The organism is Pseudomonas sp. IT-P2, assembly GCF_949767575.1.
In the GTDB taxonomy this organism is placed as follows: Bacteria; Pseudomonadota; Gammaproteobacteria; order Pseudomonadales; family Pseudomonadaceae; genus Aquipseudomonas; species Aquipseudomonas pharyngis.
The window spans coordinates 23,012-38,735 of the sequence record NZ_CATKQA010000003.1 but is presented as its reverse complement, the minus strand read 5'-3'; the positions used below and the strand labels follow the sequence as shown (position 1 = coordinate 38,735).

The window sequence follows — 15,724 nt, the reverse complement described above, 5'->3', positions numbered from 1 at the left end:
GCGCTTTTTTGTTCAGCAATGTTCGATTATTGCGCGGACACCACACTCATCCGCGAAACCACCGGCAGTTTGCCCAGCAGCCGGAAAACCGGTGCCGTGACCTTCAACCAGAAGTTCGCCGCGTGATAAGCAAACGGCGTGTAGTAACCCCAGCCCAGTGCCCACACCGCCAGCAGCATGCCGCCGATGTAATCGTCCTGGCCCCAATGAGCACCGGCGACCAGACGCGGCAACATGAACAGCAGTGCCAGGCCCCAGATCACCAGAAACTGACCAGCCGTACGGCTGAACACGCCCATGAACAGCGCCCAGATCAGCAGCACCGAGGCGTGGTCACCGGGGAAGCTCTGGCTCGAGCGATCCTTCAGCTCCCAGGTCTTCTCCAGATGCGGGAAGTAATCGCTGATATGCACGGCACCTTCGAGCACCATCGACGGGCTGCTGTGCTGCCAGCCCATGTGATCGGAGAACTTGGAAAACAGCGCGCGGATCACCACCATCAGCAGCAGGATCGAGAAAAAACCGAAAAAGGCGCGGCGCACGTCAATCGCCCTGAACACCCAGTCGCCCTTGATCAGCAGCGTCAGCAGAATCAGGCCGACGACGATGTCGAACGGTCGCAGACTTGCAATTGCCCAGATGTGGAGCCATATGGGGTTGCTGGCCAGCGGTGCGTTGAGTGAGCGGAACAGCCACTCGTCGAAAATCACACACAGCATCTGACCTGTAGGCCATAACCAGAAAGCCAGTAGTGCCAATGGCACAACGTTGCACAGAACCAGCCGGCCGAGGTTCCACCTTGATTGGAACAAACCCGGATTGTTCATAAAATGCCTCCCGTGGCTGAACATCGGCATCAAAAAGGATGCCAGAAGCGCGGGATTTTCATTCTTTGTAACCATTTTGTCATCACATTCAGATACCCAGACCTATGACCGATTTCCTCGATACCGATTACACCCAACGCTTCATCTTCGATGACAGCGACACGCGCGGCGAACTGGTGTCGCTGGAGCGCAGCTACGCCGAAGTGCTCGCCAAGCACCCGTACCCGGAACCGGTTGCGCAATTGCTGGGTGAACTGATGGCCGCCGCCTCGTTGCTGGTGGGCACCCTGAAATTCGATGGCTTGCTGATTCTTCAGGCCCGTTCCGAAGGCCCGATCCCGCTATTGATGATCGAATGCTCCAGCGAGCGAGAAATCCGTGGCCTGGCGCGCTACCACGCCGAGCAGATCCCGGCCGACGCAACCCTCGGCGACCTGATGCCGAACGGTGTCCTGGCCTTGACCGTTGACCCGATCGCCGGCCAGCGCTACCAGGGCATCGTCGACCTCGACGGCGAAACCCTGTCCGACTGCTTCACCAACTATTTCGTCATGTCCCAGCAGGTCGGCACTCGCTTCAAGCTGTGCGCCGACGGCCGTCGTGCCCGTGGTCTGCTGCTGCAGCAACTGCCGGCCGATCGCCTGAAAGACGAAGAAGAACGCGCCGCCAGCTGGCAGCACATCACCGCGCTGGGCAACACCTTGACCGCTGATGAACTGTTGAGCCTGGACAACGAAACGGTTCTGCACCGCCTCTACCATGAGGAGCAGGTTCGTCTGTTCGATGTGCAGAAGCTGCGCTTCCACTGCAGCTGCTCCCGCGAGCGTTCGGGTAACGCACTGGTCAGCCTGGGTCTGGAAGATGCGCAGGCGCTGGTGGCCGAGCAAGGTGGCCAAGTCGAGATCGATTGCCAGTTCTGCAACCAGCGCTACCTGTTCGACGCGGCAGATATCGCTCAATTGTTCGCTGGCGCGGGCGTCGAGACGCCGTCAGATACCCGGCACTAAAACGGTTCAGCGCAGGTAAATTCACTGCTCAACGACGGAATTACGCCGTTACGACGGGAGGGCCCTACTCTTTTTGGGCTTTTCTGGCATAATCCGGCCCACTTTTTTCGCGGTAGTAGTGCACGACTTTCTACTACAAAACGTTTGGAGCACACTCGGCCACTGGCCGACGGGGAACCTCATGACGCAAGCCAATAACGCCGTGTACACCGATCTGAGTGTTGATGATCTGGTAAAAGAAGCCCTGAACCGCGGTGAAGGCGAGCTTGCCGATACCGGCGCTCTGGTTGTTCGCACCGGTCACCGCACCGGCCGTTCGCCAGTCGACCGTTTCATCGTTGAAGAGCCTTCCACCCAGGCTGCCATCGCCTGGGGCCCGATCAACCGCAAGTTCCCGGCCGACAAATTCGACGCGCTGTGGGCTCGTGTTGAAGCATTCAACAACGCGCAAGAGCATTTCGTTTCCCACGTGCATGTAGGCGCGGCCGAAGATCACTACCTGGCCGTGAAAATGACCACCCAGACTGCCTGGCAGAACCTGTTTGGTCGTTGCCTGTTCATCAACCCGGCTCAGTACAACCCGGCCGGTCGCGAAGAGTGGCAAGTGCTGAACGTCGCCAACTTCGAGTGCGTGCCTGAGCGTGACGGCACCAACTCCGATGGTTGCGTGATCATCAACTTCGCCCAGAAGAAAGTGCTGATCGCCGGCATGCGTTACGCCGGTGAAATGAAGAAAGCCATGTTCTCCGTGCAGAACTTCCTGCTGCCGGCCGCTGACGTGCTGCCAATGCACTGCGCTGCCAACATCGGCGAAGAAGGCGACGTGACCCTGTTCTTCGGTCTGTCGGGCACCGGCAAGACCACCCTGTCTGCCGACGAAAGCCGTTACCTGATCGGTGACGACGAACACGGCTGGGGCGAAGGCGTTGTCTTCAACATCGAAGGCGGCTGCTACGCCAAGTGCATCGACTTGTCCGAGAAGAACGAGCCGGTCATCTGGAAAGCCATCAAGCACGGCGCGGTGCTGGAAAACGTCGTGATCGACGATGCCAAGCACGCCGACTACGCCGATGTCAGCCTGACCCAGAACAGCCGCGCGGCCTACCCGCTGGAGCACGTTGCCAAGCGTTCCGAGAAGAACCTGGGCGGCGAGCCGAACGCTGTGATCTTCCTGACCTGCGACCTGACCGGCGTGCTGCCGCCAGTGTCGATCCTCAACGAAGAACAAGCGGCCTACCACTTCCTGTCCGGCTACACCGCACTGGTGGGCTCGACCGAAATGGGTTCGGGCAGCGGCATCAAGTCGACCTTCTCCACCTGCTTCGGCGCACCGTTCTTCCCGCGTCCGGCCGGCGAATACGCTGAACTGCTGATCAAGCGCATCCGCGGCTTCGGCTCCAAGGTCTACCTGGTCAACACCGGCTGGACCGGTGGCGGCTACGGCGTCGGCAAACGCTTCAACATCCCGACCACCCGCGCGGTGATCGCAGCGATCCAGAGCGGCGCGCTGATCGGTGCAGCTACCGAGCACCTGGACACCATCAACCTGGACGTGCCACTGGCCGTACCGGGCGTCGAAACCAACCTGCTCAACCCACGCAACACCTGGGCTGACAAGGCTGCATACGACGAAGCTGCCAAAGCACTGGCCGGTCTGTTCATCGAGAACTTCAAGAAGTTCGAAGTGAGCGACGCGATCAAGGCTGCCGGGCCTAAGTTGTAAGACTTAGTTCTGGTGAATGAAAAAGCCGCCTGTTGAGGGCGGCTTTTTTGTGGGTGACGGGTTGGACTTCATTGTCAGATCAACTGCCATTATTCCCGCAGAATCCGCGTTAAACAGCCAGAATAATGCTACTTAAGGAGCCGCGAACTCCTAAGCATTTTCCCTCCAGCCATCATGGCCATTGCCGTCTGGTATGCAGCACTCGTAGCACTTCCACAACATCAACTTTGACTGTGTAGATGATGACGTAGTTTGGAGTGACGACGATTTCGCGGGTACCTCCCGCGATACCTTTTCGGTACAGGCTGGGTGCTGCCGAGCGCTTTCTCCTTTCAGTTCGAAAGCCTCATCAAGTTCAATCGCTGCAGCGGGATTTTCCTGGCCGATACGCTCCATGATGTTGTCTCGGTCATCCAGCGCTTCTTGGCGCCAGACCAACCTCATCAACGTGCTCGCTGACGAAGGGCATCCCGTTTGGCGGCAAATATCCTGCGAGCGTCTTCATCGCTGACGCTGGGTCTTGGGTCATCAATGCTGATTTGTACCTGTTGCTTGACCCATTCTTCATACGCAGCTGCTTCATGAGCTTGTTTCATCGCTTCGGCGCGATCAGGGCGGGCATAGGTTTTTATCTGAAGAGGGTCATAACTGGAGGCGTCCACATCGAAGTGATTGATGCCCACTCCTTGCAGGTAGGTCACCAGTGTTTCAAGCCGCTTGAACAGACGTACCTGGCCACTGCGTTGTGCGGTCAGTGAGTATTCTTTGCTTCCTTGCTGAATCTGAATCGACCAGCCACCCGGTTTGGCGACGATATGTGCGCTACTGATCGAACCGTTCTCAAACAGCCGCGTGAGAGTGCTGTGATCAATGGTTTCAGTGGTCATGAAGGCAAGCCCTTGGTTGAACAATGGCTCCCATCGTACGCAATCAATAATAGTTTGCAAAATTCTGATCCTTAAGTTTTGCGCCGGAGATGTCAGCGTCAGTGTTCGAGATAGAGGCAGGCAGTTCTAGCCATGAACACGCCTGCCCGAGGAGTCCGTCAGGCCGGCGCTTTCCAGTTGAGCATTCGTTGCTGGGCGACCTGGAGCAGGTCATAGCCGTCTTTGGTGAGAAGGTAGAGCGCGTGGGTGATGTGCGGGATGTCTTCGACATCGGCGTGTTTGAAGCAGAGGCAGTAGAGGGTTTGCAGCAGGTCGCTTGATGCGCGCAGGCGCTGGACGGCGCATTCGAGGATGTCTTGCGGGTTGGCTTCGGTGTCGATGACGAGGGGCTTGGTGTCGGTGAGGTTGGAGTCGAGTGGGCGGTAGCGATTGGAGTGGAGCTCGTTCCATGATTTCATTTTTTAGATCCTCAATTGCTTCGAATGAAGCCACCACATCGTGACCAAGCGACTGGAGGCGACTGTGTTCGGGTTGGTCAACCGGTGAGGATCATGCACATACCCGGCACGCTCGGAAGCGTCCCAAACACAGCCACCATAACGCTGCTGGCAATTGAGTGCCGGCAGCATACAGCGGACGCGAATGCATGTTCCATTCGGGTGACCAAGCCCGAGTCGCTGAATTGGCAGCGACAGTCACAACTATAGGTTTCGGCCCACTGGCGCCGATAGAAGACAAGGCGCCGCCGCGTGTAGGAACGGGATGCAGATTCGGGCAGGCCGTTCCTACAGATCAATCACGGTTTTCAACGAATCGCCCGATACGCCTCAACATCCAGCACACTCGTCGTCAACCCGGTCGCCGGGGTGTAGATCCCGCCTTTCACCGTCGAGAACGGCACGCCTTTGCTGCCCAGCGATACGTAGCGTTCGCCTTGATCCAGTTCGGTGAACCAGGTGTAGGAACACTTTTCCATGGCCTTGTATTTCGCTGCCGCGTTGACGATGGCGGCAGTGTGGTTGCGAAGGTCGGCATCGGTGAGGTTGAGGTTTTTGTCGAGGACGGTGCCCCAGCGTTTCAGGCAGACCTCGGCAAAGTGACGGACGATGAGGCCGGGTTCGGCCAGCACTTTTGGACCACTGTTGCCGTCGGCGGAGGCGTTGCCGACCAGGGTGGCGTGACGGCCGGGCATGGGGAAGATGCTGGTCTTGGTGCCGGTCGCGGTTTGTGGAATGACGCAACTGAAACCCTTGGAGCGCTCATCCCGCGCATAGAAACCCACATATTCTTTTACGTTGCTATTGAGCTTTACCCGGTGTTCCTGAAAGTTACCGATGCCCGGCACCGGGTCGATAGCAAAGATATTCACTGGAATGTTTTTCAGTGCACTGTCGTTGAACATGGCATTGGCCAGCATATGACAACTGATACCGCCGCGGCTCCAGCCCACCAGATTGACTTTTGTTGGAATAACACCGTCCTTGCGAAAGGTTTTGATAATTTGCTCCTGTAACTTCTGTTGCGTGACGCTGCGATCGCCATAGTTATATTTACGCCACAGCCAGGAACCTTCGACTTTTACATCTTCAATCGGAATGCCGGCGGCTTTGAGGCGGTTGTATTCCGCTTCGGTCAGTTGTTCGCGCTGCCAGTCACATTGGCCTTTGATGATGTTCATCGCGTGCTGGACGTTTTCCTCCCAGCCCTTGCCGAACAAGGTGCCACTGAGGCCGTAGTCCTTGGATTGGGTGAACAGTTCATCGGCTTGCAGGTTGCTGGTGCCGGGGCCGTCGACCACGATCCAGTCGGCGAACTCGCGCCCGTTGTGGTGAGAGGCCAGTGTGGACACCAATTCCCCATTCCAATAGTTAACGTGTGCATTATCAAACTTTGTCGAACCTGTACCGCAGAAGAAAATAGTCAGAGTTGTCATGTTATTACTCTTGGTTGATGTAAGAACAGACAGACTAGTTCCGGTTTTTGTTGTAATGGAAGCGATGGGTTGTTGCGAACTTTGTAAGTGTGGCTGGCAGTATTAGTTATTTATTTGTTGTCTGGCAACTTCCAGCAAGTCACAACCGTCTTGCGTCAATAAATAAAGCGCATTGACGATGTTGGGAATATCTTTCACATCGGCCTGTTTGAAACACAAGCAGTAAAGAGTTTCCAGCAGATCGCTGGCGGCGCGCAGACGTTGATCGGCGGCATTGAGCAGGTCGCCCGGTTTTGCTTCGGTGTCGATAACCAATACCGGTTTTTCAATGTCGCAAGTCTTGAGAGGGCGAAAACGGGTATTCAGCGGTTTGTACATATTCATGATCAAGGTGTGTCCCTTACGAAGTCGCTTCGGTGAGCCGACACAGAGTTTTCAGTCGCGCCAGCCACTATAGAAGGGGGCTGACCGCAGGGACAAGACGGCCGCAATGGACAGATTTCGTAAGGGTTTTTTCCACGATATGGGCATTTGCCCTACATGTTTTTTCGGTTTTTCAAAGCCAAACCCTTATTAGCGAATTTTCCGACGTGATTATCAGGCGTTTCAAAGTAAACCTCTGTATGGTGCGCGCCAGAATCCGTAGGGCGTTTCCAAACGTCCGACACAGACTTAAAGGGAATTAGGTATGCAGTGGCTACGAATGGCCTCGATCGTTTTGCTGTGGGTGAGTGGCTGTCGTTTGGCGTTGGCCTCCGACATGGGCAATGGGTTGGTGCTTGCCAACCTGGAGCGCACCGGTTGGCCCGACGCGCTCGCCACTCAGGCTGACATCGACACAGCTGCCCGCGCTGAGGTGCTGGTTTTCGGCAAGGCTCTGCTGGCGAGCGAAGCCCTGGATGAACCGGGACTCACGCAACGACTGGGCGTGCAGCAAATACAGCTCAAGTCGATCAGACAAGTGCGCGACGGTCTGTGGGATCGCTTGCTCAACACCTACCGCAATGCCAGCACTCACTGCGACGAGAAAGCATTTTGCCCCCGGGTGCGCAGCGTTGCCGACTTGCGTCAACTGGCGGCAGCCTTCACCGGCGATATCAGCCCGGCTCATGCACGATGGGCGAGCCAGAGCCTCGATGTGCATGAACGGGTCCTGGATGAGCAATTGCGGGTAGCCGTATTGCGGCCCTGACACAGCGCTTGTGGGGGTTAAGTCGAGGGCGCTGCGGTGACGGTCACGGCGCTGGCCAGGATCGGCGGAAAGTCTTCGGGAGAGGGTGTGCAGCCTCCCAGCAGCAGGGAGGCCAAGATCAGGGCGAGGGGCAGTTTCAAGTTGTTCGACATGTTCACTCCTTGGTAAAAATCCATGCGCATGGGCCGTCCTGGCTCAAGGCGTGACGGACATTACCCTCGGGTCGCTTCACACGGCGATGAACAAAGTGTTTCATTTGTTTGATCCCTTGACCGAGCCGTCGACGCTGTATCATCCCGTATCGATTTGACCCCCGACCTATTCTCGACGCGCTGCGATCGCCCGCTAGGCTGTTGGCATCACAGCGGTCAACGGAGTGACAGCGAATGCACAACACCCTGGAACAGGTTTTCGGTTATCCACAGTTTCGACCCGGTCAGGAGGCCGCGATCAGCGCTGTTCTCGCTGGGCGCTCGGCGGCCGCGATATTTCCCACCGGCTCCGGAAAGTCCCTTTGTTACCAGGTCCCGGCACTCTTGCTGCCACACCTGACGCTGGTGGTCTCACCGTTGCTGGCGCTGATGCAGGATCAGCTCGAGTTCTTGCGCCGGCACGGGATATCCGCAGGCAGCATCGATTCGGCGCAGAGCCGCGAAGATGCCAACGACGTGATGGCCCGCGCCCGTTCGGGTGAGCTGAAGATCCTGATGATTTCCGTGGAGCGTTTGAAGAACGAGCGCTTTCGCAACTTTTTGCAGCAGGTTCCGATCTCGCTGCTGGTGGTGGATGAGGCGCACTGCATCTCCGAGTGGGGCCACAACTTCCGCCCCGACTACCTCAAGCTGCCGGACTACCAGCGCCAGTTCAACATCCCGCAAACCCTGCTGCTGACCGCCACTGCAACGCCAAAAGTCATCGCCGACATGCAAGCGAAATTCGCCATCGCGGCAGACGATGTGGTGACCACCGGTTTCTACCGGCCCAACCTCAATCTGCTGGTCGAGCCGGTGCGTGGGCAGGACAAGCGCCGGCGTCTGGTGGAGTGGATGAACGAGCGCGCAGGTCAGCCGAGCATCGTCTACGTGACCCTGCAGAAAACCGCCGAGCAGATTGCCGAACATCTGGAGCGCAATGGCATTCAGGCCGAGGCTTATCACGCCGGTTTGCCCCATGAGCAACGGGACGCGATCCAGAAGCGCTTCATGGGCGGGCAGTCCGATTGCATCGTCGCCACCATCGCCTTCGGCATGGGCATCGACAAGAGCGACATCCGCAATGTGGTGCATTTCGACCTGCCCAAATCCATCGAAAACTACAGCCAGGAAATCGGCCGTGCAGGGCGTGACGGGCAACCGTCTGATTGTCTGGTACTGGCCAACCGCGACAGCCTCAACGTGCTGGAAAACTTCGTGTATGGCGACACGCCGGAACAGGAGAGCATTCGTCACGTGCTCGACGAGTTGCAGGCCGCCGCGCCCGAAGGCCAATGGGAATTTCTGCTCGGGCCGCTGGCGGATCAGAGCAACATTCGCGCGTTGCCTTTGAAGACGTTGTTGGTGCAGTTGGAGCTGCGAGGACTGATTGCCCCGCGCTACGCGTACTACGCCGAGTACCGTTTCAAATACCTGCTGGAGCCCGAGGCTTTGCTCGAGCGTTTCGAAGGTGAACGCAGGGATTTCGTCGCCGCGATCATCCAGACCTCAAGCCGCGCGCGTACCTGGGCCACGGTGAATTTCGAGGCGATGTACGAGCAGTATTCCGCCGAGCGCAACCGCGTGGTGAAGGCGCTGGATTATTTCCAGGAAAAGGGCTGGGTCGAGCTTGAGAGCAAGCAGATGACCGAGGTCTACAACGTCCTGCGCGGCGATTTCGACAGCCAGGCCTTGAGCGCTGAACTGCATGACTATTTCACCCGCCATGAACAAACCGAAGTGGCGCGGATTCACGCCATGCTCGAGCTGTTCGCCACCGAGCGATGCCTCGGATATCGGCTGGCGGAATATTTTGGCGATCACAATGCGCCGCAGCAGTGCGGCCATTGCTCGGTGTGTCACGGGCACATCGCCCGGCTCCCGGCGCCTCCGGAATTGCCGGCGCTTGTGGATAAAAGTTTTGCGGCGTTGTGTGGGGAATTTATCCATAGGCATCAACAACTGACCGGCAGTGCTCCGTCGGCCGAGCGATTGACCCGGTTTCTGTGCGGAATCAGCGTGCCGTTGTTTACCAAGCTCAAGGCGCGGGCCATTTCCGGGTTTGCGGCGCTTGAGGAATATCCCTACGCCGAGGTCCGGGCCTGGGCTCAGACGCATCTTTGAAGTTCCGAATCCATCTGCTGAATGTCGATCATCACGGCAATGAACTTCAAAAATGCCCGGTGGCTGACTATGGTGATGGCTGTCTTCGGATCGCCAACAAGAGAACAACATGAGCCAGACATCCTTCGCTATTCAGCAGGCCGCCGTGATCGGCGCCGGCACCATGGGCCGCGGCATTGTCATGTGCCTGGCCAACGCCGGCGTATCAGTGCAGTGGGTCGATAACAATCCACAGATGCTCGAACAGGCGCTGTCCACCGTGGCCGATACCTACGCGCACAACGTGCGACAGGGCCGGATCGATCAGGCCGAAGCCGATGCGCGGATTGCCCGTGTCAGCGCGGCGGCGGACTATGTGGCAATCCGCAACGTCGACCTGGTGATCGAAGCGGTGTACGAGAACCTCGAGCTCAAGCAGAAGATCTTCCGCGAGCTCGATGGCGTGTTGAAACCCGAGGCGCTGCTGGCGAGCAATACTTCGGCGCTGGATATCGACGCCATTGCCGCCGCGACACGGCGACCGACTCAAGTGCTAGGCCTGCATTTCTTCAGCCCGGCGCACATCATGAAGTTGCTGGAAATCGTCCGTGGCGCACAAACTTCTCCGGCTGTGCTTGAGGCTGCGCTTGAGCTGGGCAAGCGCATGGGCAAGGTCAGTGTGGTGTCGGGCAACTGCCACGGTTTTATCGGAAACCGCATGCTGCATCCGTATGTGCTCGAAGCGCGCAAGATGTTGCTCGAAGGGGCGTACCCGCATCAGGTCGATGCGGCGTTGCAGAGCTTCGGTTTTGCCATGGGGCCGTTTCGCATGTACGACGTGGTCGGCATCGATCTCGAGTGGCGTGCCCGTGAACTGGCGGGCAAGGGGCAGGATGCACCCGAGGTTCAGGTGGATAACCGTTTGTGCGAACTGGGTCGCTTCGGTCAGAAGTCCGGCAACGGTTATTACCACTACGAGCCGGGCAGTCGTCAGGCCGAGCATGATCCCGAGGTCGATGCGCTGGTTTTGAGCGTCAGCGAAGGCTTGGGGTTTCATCGCCGGGATATTGGCTCGGAGGAGATCCTCGAGCGGTGCCTGCTGGCGTTGGTCAACGAAGGGGCGAAGATCCTGCAGGAAGGGATTGCCGAGTCGGCGCATGACATCGATCAGGTCTATCTGAATGGCTATGGCTTCCCGGCGGAGCGGGGCGGGCCGATGGCCTGGGCGGATGATCAGGGTCTGGCCGACATTCACAAGCGATTGCTGGCGCTGGAGACCCGGCAGGGCGATCACTGGCGGCCGGCGCCATTGATTGGCGAGCTGGCGGCGCGCGGCAAGGGTTTTTATCTTTAGACTGAGCAGATCACTCCAGGAATCGACACTGATGTCCAACCCGATGCCGCAACGCAGCGATTACCCGCACTTCCAGCCGATCACCACGCGCTGGCACGACAACGACGCCTACGGCCACGTCAACAACGTCACCTATTACAGTTTCTTCGACACGGCGGTGAACACCTACCTGATTCAGGTCGGGGGGCTGGATATCCATGACGGCGAGGTGGTGGGGTTTGTGGTGAGTTCGTCCTGCGACTACTTCGCGTCGATCGCTTTTCCGGATCGAATCGAGATCGGCTTGCGGGTAGGCAAGCTGGGTAATAGTTCGGTGCAATACGAGCTGGCGGTGTTCAAGGCCGAAGAAGACGAGGCCTGTGCCGCCGGGCGCTTCGTGCATGTGTTTGTCGATCGGGCGTCCAATCAGCCGGTGTCGATTCCAACCCGATTGCGCGAAGCGCTGGAACGTCTGGCGATGTGACAGGCAAAAAAAATCGCAGCCCGGGGGAGCTGCGATCTGGATGTATCGGCTAAAGAGGCCAGGCCTCAGTCGCGATAGTAGCGGTGATGCTTGCGATGGCCATAGGCATGGCCACGACCTGGGTGACGGTCACGGTAGTAGCGACGATCATCATGGCGACGATCGTAATGACGATCATCGTCATCGCTCTTGTTGCCCATGTAGTTGCCCAGCGCGCCACCCGCGCCGCCGCCGGCTGCTGCGCCGATCAGGCTGCCGGTGGTGCCGCCCATGCTGCGGCCGACCACGTTGCCGCCGGCTGCGCCCAGCGCACCGCCAATGGCTGCTTCACCACGGCTGCGCTTGTCGGCGCCCACCGCACTACCACCCGCGCCGCCCAGGGCTGCGCCGATGGTTGAACCTGTACTGCCGCCTAACGATTGACCGACGACCGAGCCAAGAACCCCGCCCAATGCGCCGCCCACACCTGCTTCGGTGGTGCCTCCGGCAGAAGCGAAGCCACTGACCAGGCCAAGGGACAACAAGAGAATCGAGGAGAACTTCATAGAGGAGCCTCAAAGGGATGACGGCGCGATCCTGAGGCTCTGCAATGGGCGTGACAATCGAAATCCGACGAATAGCACGACCTGTATACAATTCTGCAAGTTGCTGATTTTTGGGCGGAACTTAACGGTTTTTCGCCGGTCTTTAACTACTTCGGACAGGCCGCTTTGATCACAAAGCGGCCTTTTTTGTGGGCGTTCGAAAAGTGCTCGTGCAGGAAAGGATCATTGAATCGGCTGCCGCTTTTCGCGAGCAGGCGCCGTATCAGGCCGACTTGGCCATGATCAACCCCGTTTCACTCGCCGCTTCCAGGCGAATGGCAATGAACTTCGACGTCGGCGTATGGCTGCCATCGCCGGTGCTCTCCAACGGCACCAACGGATTCACCTCAGGGTAATAAGCCGCTGCCTGCCCTGCAGGAATATCGAACGCCAAGAGCGTGAAGCCCTTCACCCGGCGCTCGCGACCATCGTCCCACAGCGATACGATGTCAGCCTTCTGTCCCGGCTTGAAGCCCAGACGGATGATGTCGGCTTCGTTGGCAAACAACACATCGCGCTGTCCCTTCACCCCGCGATAACGATCGTCGAGACCATAAATCGTGGTGTTGTACTGATCGTGAGAGCGCATCGATTGCAGGATCAGATCCGGCAGTTTGCCGGTGGCGCGAGTGCGCTCGTGGATCAGGTCCTTGGGCAGCATGTTCGGCTTGAAGTTGGCCCGACCGGACGTGGTGTTCCACTTGCGTGCACCGGCGCTGTTGCCGAGGTAGAAACCACCCGGGTTCTTGACCTTCTCGTTGAAGTCCTTGAAGCCCGGAATGGTGTCGGCGATCAGTTCGCGGATGCGCCGGTAGTCGGCCACCAGCCAGTTCCAGTCCACCGGTTTGCTGCCCAGGGTCGCGGCGGCGATGCCGGCGATGATCGACGGCTCGGAGCGCATCTGGTTCGACAGCGGCTGCAACTGACCGTTGGAGGCGTGCACCATGCTGAACGAGTCTTCCACGGTGACGGCTTGGGGGCCTTCGGTCTGGATATCGATGTCGGTACGACCCAGGCACGGCAGGATCAGCGCGTCCTTGCCGTGGGCCAGGTGGCTGCGATTGAGCTTGGTGCTGATCTGCACGGTCAGGTCACAGTTGCTCAGGGCCTGGAAGGTGCGCGGGCTGTCCGGCGTGGCCTGGGCGAAGTTGCCGCCCAGACCGATAAACACCTTGGCGCGACCTTCGGCCATCGCGTGAATCGCTTCGACCACGTTGTGCCCGTTGTGACGTGGCACCTTGAACTGGAAGCGGCGTTCAAGGGAATCAAGGAACGCCACCGGCGGACGTTCGTTGATGCCCATGGTGCGGTCGCCCTGCACGTTACTGTGGCCGCGCACCGGGCACAGACCGGCGCCGGGTTTGCCGATGTTGCCGCGCAGCAGCATCAGGTTGGCGATTTCCTGGATGGTCGGCACCGAGTGGCGATGCTGGGTGATGCCCATCGCCCAGCACATGATCACGTTCTTGCCTTTGGCGTACATGCGCGCCGCCTGTTCGATCTCCACCAGGGTCAGGCCGGACTGCTCGACGATCTGCTCCCACGGCGTGTCGTCGACAACACCGAGGTACTCGAGCACGTTGATGCTGTGTTCATTGAGGAAATCGTGATCGAACACGGCCGGTGCGCCAGCCTTCTGCGCATCGCGCTCCCATTGCAGCAGGAACTTGGCCATGCCGCGCAACACCGCCATGTCGCCGCCCAGCGCCGGGCGGAAATACGCGGTGTTGGTCGGCTTGTCGCCGTTGGTGAGCATTTCCAGCGGATGCTGCGGGTGCTGGAAGCGTTCCAGGCCGCGTTCTTTCAGCGGGTTGACGCACACCACCTGGGCACCGCGCTTCACTGCTTCACGCAGCGGTTCGAGCATGCGCGGGTGGTTGGTGCCGGGGTTCTGGCCCCAGACAAAAATCGCATCGGCATGTTCGAAGTCGTCGAAGGTCACGGTGCCTTTGCCGACGCCGACACTCTGCGCCAGGGCCACGCCGCTGGCCTCGTGGCACATGTTCGAGCAGTCGGGGAAGTTGTTGGTGCCGAAGGCGCGCACGAACAGTTGATACAGGTACGCCGCTTCGTTGCTGGCGCGGCCCGAGGTGTAGAACTCGGCCTGATCCGGGCTCGACAGCGCTTGCAGGTGTTTGCCGATCAGCGCGTAGGCATCGTCCCAGCTGATGGGTTTGTAGCGGTCGGTTTCGGCGTCATACACCAGCGGTTCGGTCAGACGACCTTGATATTCAAGCCAGTAGTCGCTCTGTTCCAGCAGCGAGGTGACGCTGTGTTTGGCGAAGAACTTGCCGTCGACCCGACGCTTGGTCGCTTCCCAGTTCACCGCTTTGGCGCCGTTCTCGCAGAATTTGACCATGCCGCTTTCCGGCGAGTCGCCCCAGGCGCAGCCCGGGCAGTCGAAGCCACCGTTCTGGTTGGTCTTGAGCATCATGCGCAGGTTTTTCAGCGCGTTGTCGCTGGTCAGCCAGGCCTGGGCCACGCTGATCAGGGCGCCCCAGCCACCGGCCGGGCCCTTGTAAGGCTTGTAGCGCGGAACGGGTTTCTGGTCGGCTTGATGATGTTGGCTCACGGGTGTTTCTCCATTTCTGGGCTATACACCCGCGGCGCGTTTTTCTGCGGCAGGTGAATGAGATTGAGGTTATGGCGTCGGGCCCATTGCACGGCGAGGCCGGTGGGCGCGGACAGGCTGACCAGGGTCTGAATCCCGGCCCGCAGGACTTTCTGGATCAATTCGAGGCTGCAACGGCTGGTGACAATTGCCAGGCCGCCGGCTGTGGATATCTTTTGCCGGATCAGACCGCCAATCAGCTTGTCGAGGGCGTTGTGCCGGCCGATGTCTTCGCGGCCCAGCAGCAATTTACCGCTGGCGTTCATGAACACCGCCGCGTGCACTGCGCCGCAATGCTGACCCAGCGGTTGGAATGCGCCGATACGCTGACGCAAACCATCGAGCCATTCGGCAGGCGGCAAAGGTGCACCGGGCAAGACCTTGAGGTCAGGCAGCGCCTGCTCCACCGCTTCCACGCCGCACAGTCCGCAACCGCTGGTGCCGGCCAGTTGCCGCCGCTGCTGCTTGAGGTTCCAGAAGGCGCGGTTGGCAATGGTCACTTGCGCATATTGCGCCGAGCCCGAGCCGGTCAATTGCAGGTCGTAGATGTCCGAGGCATCTTCGATGATGCCGCTGCCGAGGCTGAAACCGACGATGAAGTCTTCAAGGTCGGTCGGCGTCACCAGCATCACGGCCTGACTGATGCCGTTGTAGGCAATCGCCAACGCGACTTCTTCGGCCAGCGCGGTGCTGGCCGATTCCGCGAGGGGGAGATCGCTGTAGCTGTAGGTCTGACTGGCGGCTGGCGCGGGCGTTTCGAGAGCAGGCGCCGCGCAGGCCGGGCGCTTGGCGTTCATGGCATCACCGACGGATTGATCAACGTTAAGACTAGGCGCGGCAAGATGTCGC

At 59.1% G+C, this 15,724-nt stretch carries 16 protein-coding genes; 6 read left to right on the top strand and 10 right to left on the bottom strand.

The window, feature by feature from the left end:
- Positions 1-26: 26 nt before the first annotated feature.
- On the bottom strand, positions 27-827 hold the full coding sequence (locus tag ACM6JM_RS02230) for a phosphatase PAP2 family protein (RefSeq protein WP_064592738.1): 801 nt from the start codon (positions 825-827) through the stop codon (positions 27-29).
- 104 nt (positions 828-931) lie between these two features.
- Between ACM6JM_RS02230 and hslO the strand changes: the two genes are divergently transcribed.
- Together hslO and ACM6JM_RS02220 are read left to right on the top strand one after the other, a co-directional pair.
- Positions 932-1,834, top strand: coding sequence for an Hsp33 family molecular chaperone HslO (gene hslO, locus ACM6JM_RS02225; protein ID WP_011331968.1), 903 nt, complete (start codon positions 932-934; stop codon positions 1,832-1,834).
- A 181-nt stretch (positions 1,835-2,015) separates the two neighbouring features.
- Entirely contained in the window at positions 2,016-3,557 is a 1,542-nt protein-coding gene (locus ACM6JM_RS02220; RefSeq protein ID WP_007952682.1) for a phosphoenolpyruvate carboxykinase, read from the top strand.
- A 172-nt stretch (positions 3,558-3,729) separates the two neighbouring features.
- Here ACM6JM_RS02220 and ACM6JM_RS02215 read toward each other — a convergent pair whose 3' ends face one another.
- The 5 genes from ACM6JM_RS02215 to ACM6JM_RS02195 all read right to left on the bottom strand — a co-directional run bounded on the left by ACM6JM_RS02215 (position 3,730) and on the right by ACM6JM_RS02195 (position 6,761).
- The gene (locus tag ACM6JM_RS02215) at positions 3,730-3,825 is read right to left on the bottom strand and encodes a type II toxin-antitoxin system RelE/ParE family toxin (protein ID WP_414881307.1); all 96 of its coding nucleotides are present in this window, start codon (positions 3,823-3,825) and stop codon (positions 3,730-3,732) included.
- A gap of 175 nt (positions 3,826-4,000) precedes the next feature.
- Positions 4,001-4,444, bottom strand: a complete 444-nt coding sequence (locus ACM6JM_RS02210) for a hypothetical protein (RefSeq protein ID WP_039764743.1) — start codon at positions 4,442-4,444, stop codon at positions 4,001-4,003.
- A gap of 158 nt (positions 4,445-4,602) precedes the next feature.
- Positions 4,603-4,902 carry a hypothetical protein gene (locus ACM6JM_RS02205; protein ID WP_039764593.1) on the bottom strand — a complete coding sequence of 100 codons (300 nt, stop codon included), beginning with the start codon at positions 4,900-4,902 and terminating at the stop codon, positions 4,603-4,605.
- A 347-nt stretch (positions 4,903-5,249) separates the two neighbouring features.
- On the bottom strand, positions 5,250-6,377 hold the full coding sequence (locus ACM6JM_RS02200) for a hypothetical protein (RefSeq protein ID WP_085667658.1): 1,128 nt from the start codon (positions 6,375-6,377) through the stop codon (positions 5,250-5,252).
- A 102-nt stretch (positions 6,378-6,479) separates the two neighbouring features.
- Positions 6,480-6,761, bottom strand: coding sequence for a hypothetical protein (locus ACM6JM_RS02195; protein WP_039764597.1), 282 nt, complete (start codon positions 6,759-6,761; stop codon positions 6,480-6,482).
- A 304-nt stretch (positions 6,762-7,065) separates the two neighbouring features.
- Between ACM6JM_RS02195 and ACM6JM_RS02190 the strand changes: the two genes are divergently transcribed.
- A complete protein-coding gene (locus ACM6JM_RS02190) occupies positions 7,066-7,569 on the top strand; it encodes a polysaccharide deacetylase (RefSeq protein WP_085667659.1) in 504 nt (167 codons plus the stop codon).
- A gap of 17 nt (positions 7,570-7,586) precedes the next feature.
- On the opposite strand, the gene ACM6JM_RS02185 is transcribed toward ACM6JM_RS02190, so the two are convergent.
- Entirely contained in the window at positions 7,587-7,721 is a 135-nt protein-coding gene (locus ACM6JM_RS02185; RefSeq protein WP_256574501.1) for a hypothetical protein, read from the bottom strand.
- A 234-nt stretch (positions 7,722-7,955) separates the two neighbouring features.
- Between ACM6JM_RS02185 and ACM6JM_RS02180 the strand changes: the two genes are divergently transcribed.
- The 3 genes from ACM6JM_RS02180 (at position 7,956) to ACM6JM_RS02170 (ending at position 11,680) form a co-directional block, all read left to right on the top strand.
- Entirely contained in the window at positions 7,956-9,884 is a 1,929-nt protein-coding gene (locus ACM6JM_RS02180; protein WP_414881242.1) for an ATP-dependent DNA helicase RecQ, read from the top strand.
- 109 nt (positions 9,885-9,993) lie between these two features.
- Positions 9,994-11,217, top strand: coding sequence for a 3-hydroxyacyl-CoA dehydrogenase (locus tag ACM6JM_RS02175; RefSeq protein WP_085667661.1), 1,224 nt, complete (start codon positions 9,994-9,996; stop codon positions 11,215-11,217).
- Positions 11,218-11,248: 31 nt separating this feature from the next.
- Positions 11,249-11,680, top strand: a complete 432-nt coding sequence (locus ACM6JM_RS02170) for an acyl-CoA thioesterase (protein WP_039764604.1) — start codon at positions 11,249-11,251, stop codon at positions 11,678-11,680.
- Between the two features lie 65 nt (positions 11,681-11,745).
- On the opposite strand, the gene ACM6JM_RS02165 is transcribed toward ACM6JM_RS02170, so the two are convergent.
- The 3 genes from ACM6JM_RS02165 to fdhD form a co-directional block, all read right to left on the bottom strand.
- Entirely contained in the window at positions 11,746-12,225 is a 480-nt protein-coding gene (locus ACM6JM_RS02165) for a YMGG-like glycine zipper-containing protein (protein ID WP_011331978.1), read from the bottom strand.
- A gap of 262 nt (positions 12,226-12,487) precedes the next feature.
- Positions 12,488-14,836 carry an FdhF/YdeP family oxidoreductase gene (locus ACM6JM_RS02160; RefSeq protein WP_103385577.1) on the bottom strand — a complete coding sequence of 783 codons (2,349 nt, stop codon included), beginning with the start codon at positions 14,834-14,836 and terminating at the stop codon, positions 12,488-12,490.
- Positions 14,833-15,672 (bottom strand): formate dehydrogenase accessory sulfurtransferase FdhD, encoded by an 840-nt coding sequence (gene fdhD, locus ACM6JM_RS02155; RefSeq protein ID WP_163973852.1) that lies wholly within the window; start codon positions 15,670-15,672, stop codon positions 14,833-14,835. The genes ACM6JM_RS02160 and fdhD overlap by 4 nt, the downstream gene beginning before the upstream one ends.
- Between the last annotated feature and the right edge of the window lie 52 nt (positions 15,673-15,724).

What these genes read in the sequence shown, in the direction of transcription:
- ACM6JM_RS02230 (WP_064592738.1), bottom strand. Translation starts at nt 827, where the DNA reads ATGAACAATCCGGGTTTGTTCCAATCAAGGTGGAACCTCGGCCGGCTG.
- hslO (WP_011331968.1), top strand. Translation starts at nt 932, where the DNA reads ATGACCGATTTCCTCGATACCGATTACACCCAACGCTTCATCTTCGAT.
- ACM6JM_RS02220 (WP_007952682.1), top strand. Translation starts at nt 2,016, where the DNA reads ATGACGCAAGCCAATAACGCCGTGTACACCGATCTGAGTGTTGATGAT.
- ACM6JM_RS02210 (WP_039764743.1), bottom strand. Translation starts at nt 4,444, where the DNA reads ATGACCACTGAAACCATTGATCACAGCACTCTCACGCGGCTGTTTGAG.
- ACM6JM_RS02205 (WP_039764593.1), bottom strand. Translation starts at nt 4,902, where the DNA reads ATGAAATCATGGAACGAGCTCCACTCCAATCGCTACCGCCCACTCGAC.
- ACM6JM_RS02200 (WP_085667658.1), bottom strand. Translation starts at nt 6,377, where the DNA reads ATGACAACTCTGACTATTTTCTTCTGCGGTACAGGTTCGACAAAGTTT.
- ACM6JM_RS02195 (WP_039764597.1), bottom strand. Translation starts at nt 6,761, where the DNA reads ATGAATATGTACAAACCGCTGAATACCCGTTTTCGCCCTCTCAAGACT.
- ACM6JM_RS02190 (WP_085667659.1), top strand. Translation starts at nt 7,066, where the DNA reads ATGCAGTGGCTACGAATGGCCTCGATCGTTTTGCTGTGGGTGAGTGGC.
- ACM6JM_RS02185 (WP_256574501.1), bottom strand. Translation starts at nt 7,721, where the DNA reads ATGTCGAACAACTTGAAACTGCCCCTCGCCCTGATCTTGGCCTCCCTG.
- ACM6JM_RS02180 (WP_414881242.1), top strand. Translation starts at nt 7,956, where the DNA reads ATGCACAACACCCTGGAACAGGTTTTCGGTTATCCACAGTTTCGACCC.
- ACM6JM_RS02175 (WP_085667661.1), top strand. Translation starts at nt 9,994, where the DNA reads ATGAGCCAGACATCCTTCGCTATTCAGCAGGCCGCCGTGATCGGCGCC.
- ACM6JM_RS02170 (WP_039764604.1), top strand. Translation starts at nt 11,249, where the DNA reads ATGTCCAACCCGATGCCGCAACGCAGCGATTACCCGCACTTCCAGCCG.
- ACM6JM_RS02165 (WP_011331978.1), bottom strand. Translation starts at nt 12,225, where the DNA reads ATGAAGTTCTCCTCGATTCTCTTGTTGTCCCTTGGCCTGGTCAGTGGC.
- fdhD (WP_163973852.1), bottom strand. Translation starts at nt 15,672, where the DNA reads ATGAACGCCAAGCGCCCGGCCTGCGCGGCGCCTGCTCTCGAAACGCCC.